Below are 2,281 nucleotides of genomic sequence, written 5' to 3' on the forward strand. Positions count from 1 at the left end.
GGTAGGAAAGCATGGGGATGAAGGTATGATAGCGAGATATGTAAAAGAACAAGATAAAGAATACCTGCAGCTACACCAAAATCTACAATTGAGTCTATTTTGATTCTGATACCCCGTCCGCTTGCGGCGGGGTAGTTCATTAACTGGATTTAGTATTATAACCTCCTTAAACTGCTCCCCAAAAAGGCAAAAGCTGCCTAGTCCGCACCCTAGAAAATCTCAAAAAAAATCGACCTAGCGAGTTTTTCTTCTGCATTAGCAAAGCCTAAGTCTTCAAAAATGTTTCCCGAACTAATAGTATATTCTGTCATAATTATTTATCTTCTTTTCGATAATTATTTTTGTTGCGCTTTTTTAAATTTTTCGAGTATATCATTTAAGTACCTAAGCAAAATTAACTACACATTTCGATAAAGCTTTTGCCTCTTGCCTATTGCCTCTTGCCTGTCTTCACTAGGAAATTTATTTTGCATGACTACTTATGACTTTTTCTCCATCTAATCCCTCTCCATTATCTAATTCGGCTATGGCAACGTCAATTTTTTGACGAGTTTCTTCTACCCATTGTAAGTAATCTTGATCGAGGATTTCTAGCAAGTAAAAAGGGGTATCTATGACTTGTTCTGAATTATTAAATCTGCCACTTTTTAACTGTTTTTGGATAAATTGTTCTTGATTGGGTTTTAGTTGAATATTCATGATGACTTTTGTAAGGTTAAGGGTTAAGTCGAGTGTCCTGTTTCATTTTACTACAAGGATTAGCTAAAATAGGTTAGTTGAGGTGCATTACATAACATTAACGCCCCTTCCGAGATCGGCGATCGCTCCTTGTTTGAGTTGGTCAATGAGAGCATTATCTCGTTCCCAGCTTCTACCTGAATATTGCTTTAAGGCAGAGCCTTGAAACAAGGGAAATGAGTAGGTAGAGTAGGTAGGGTGCGTTAGGAGCGCAACAATATTATTTAATTTACATTAATTACATACGCGACGTAACGCACCAATATTATCCTAAATCCGTTGAGTAACCCACAGAAAACCGGTTTCTCCGAGAAACCCGTTTTCTACTCATGCACTCATGCAAAAAAGGGAATAAATAATCAGTAGATCGTAGGTTGGGTTGAACGATAGTGAAACCCAACACTTTTAAATAATTGGGTTGGGTTGAGGAACGAAACCCAACCTACGGCTCAAAAAAAAAAATCGACCCGCCGCTAGGCGGGAAAAAGAGAAAAAGGGTAAAAAGGGAAAAAGGGTTACAGAGTCCTCCCAGCACCGCACACCACCCGAAAACCGTAGTTGACGTCGCCGTTGGGGAAGAAGCTGTTGCGGAAAGCGGAACGGCAGAAAGCAGGATTGAAGAACCAAGAACCGCCCCGCAATGGAGAACGATTATCATTACCATTTTTTATCCAAGCACTGCCATCCTTTGGTGCATTCTCATAGCTATCATGCCAATTGTCCTCGCACCACTCCCAAACATTGCCAATCATGTCATAGAGTCCCCAAGCATTGGGCCTTTTCTGACCCACAGGATGAGTTGTCTTCTGAGAATTTCCGTCATACCAAGCGTAATCTCCTAACTGATTGGCATCATCACCGAAATAATAGCGAGTGGTTGTCCCCGCACGACAAGCATATTCCCATTCCGCTTCCGTCGGTAGGCGATAGGTTTTGCCAGTTATTTGACTCAATTTCTGACAAAAGGCTTGAGCGTCCTCCCAACTAACACTTTCTACCGGATTTTGGGGATTGTTTTTAAGATAAGAGGGATTTGTTCCCATTACTGCTTGATATTGTGCCTGAGTCACTGGATATTTGCCAATCGCAAAACTGTTGACTTTAACTGGGTGTTGAGGCTTTTCATAGCTTTTAGCATCGGGATCACTTTCAGGAGAACCCATGAGAAATTTACCTGCTGGTAAGCTCACCATCTCCATTGTGACTCGATTGGGTAGTTTTTCGGTAAATGGAGTAGGTGAAGCAATTAGGGGTATTGGTGAAACAGGCTTTTTGACTGCTGCCGGTGCTGGTGGAGGTGACGGGGGAGAATTCCATCCCACAGGTTGTAAGGCATTTAAAACCTGACAGGGGGACAAGCAAGCTGAAAAGCTTATGTATCATAAAATACAGACACAGACTCCAAAAAAAGATAAGTCATATTTACCATATATGACCTAAATAACGAAAATGATAAGTGAACTATACCAGAAAGTGTTAGAAAATGAACTGGGACGAGCCAGATATCTACTGTTGTTAATGATAGTTGGAACCTGGCAAATAC

At 40.9% G+C, this 2,281-nt stretch carries 2 protein-coding genes and 2 pseudogenes; 1 reads left to right on the forward strand and 3 read right to left on the reverse strand.

The features are described from left to right. Nucleotides 1-103, forward strand: a pseudogene (locus PX481_RS03395) (IS200/IS605 family transposase); the annotation flags it as partial. Between the two features lie 359 nt (nucleotides 104-462). Here PX481_RS03395 and PX481_RS03400 read toward each other — a convergent pair. The 3 genes and pseudogenes from PX481_RS03400 to PX481_RS03410 form a co-directional block, all read right to left on the reverse strand. Continuing rightward, nucleotides 463-699 (reverse strand): ribbon-helix-helix domain-containing protein, encoded by a 237-nt coding sequence (locus tag PX481_RS03400; RefSeq protein ID WP_002763732.1) that lies wholly within the window; start codon nucleotides 697-699, stop codon nucleotides 463-465. Between the two features lie 87 nt (nucleotides 700-786). Continuing rightward, entirely contained in the window at nucleotides 787-909 is a 123-nt protein-coding gene (locus tag PX481_RS03405) for a hypothetical protein (RefSeq protein ID WP_002763733.1), read from the reverse strand. Between the two features lie 344 nt (nucleotides 910-1,253). Then, nucleotides 1,254-2,084 (reverse strand): annotated as a pseudogene (locus PX481_RS03410) (formylglycine-generating enzyme family protein); the annotation flags it as partial. Nucleotides 2,085-2,281 lie beyond the last annotated feature (197 nt).

The sequence above is a fragment of the Microcystis sp. M53603_WE2 genome (assembly GCF_030065435.1).

Excerpts from the sequence above, each read along its gene's own strand:
- PX481_RS03400 (WP_002763732.1), bottom strand. The coding sequence starts at position 699 with ATGAATATTCAACTAAAACCCAATCAAGAACAATTTATCCAAAAACAG.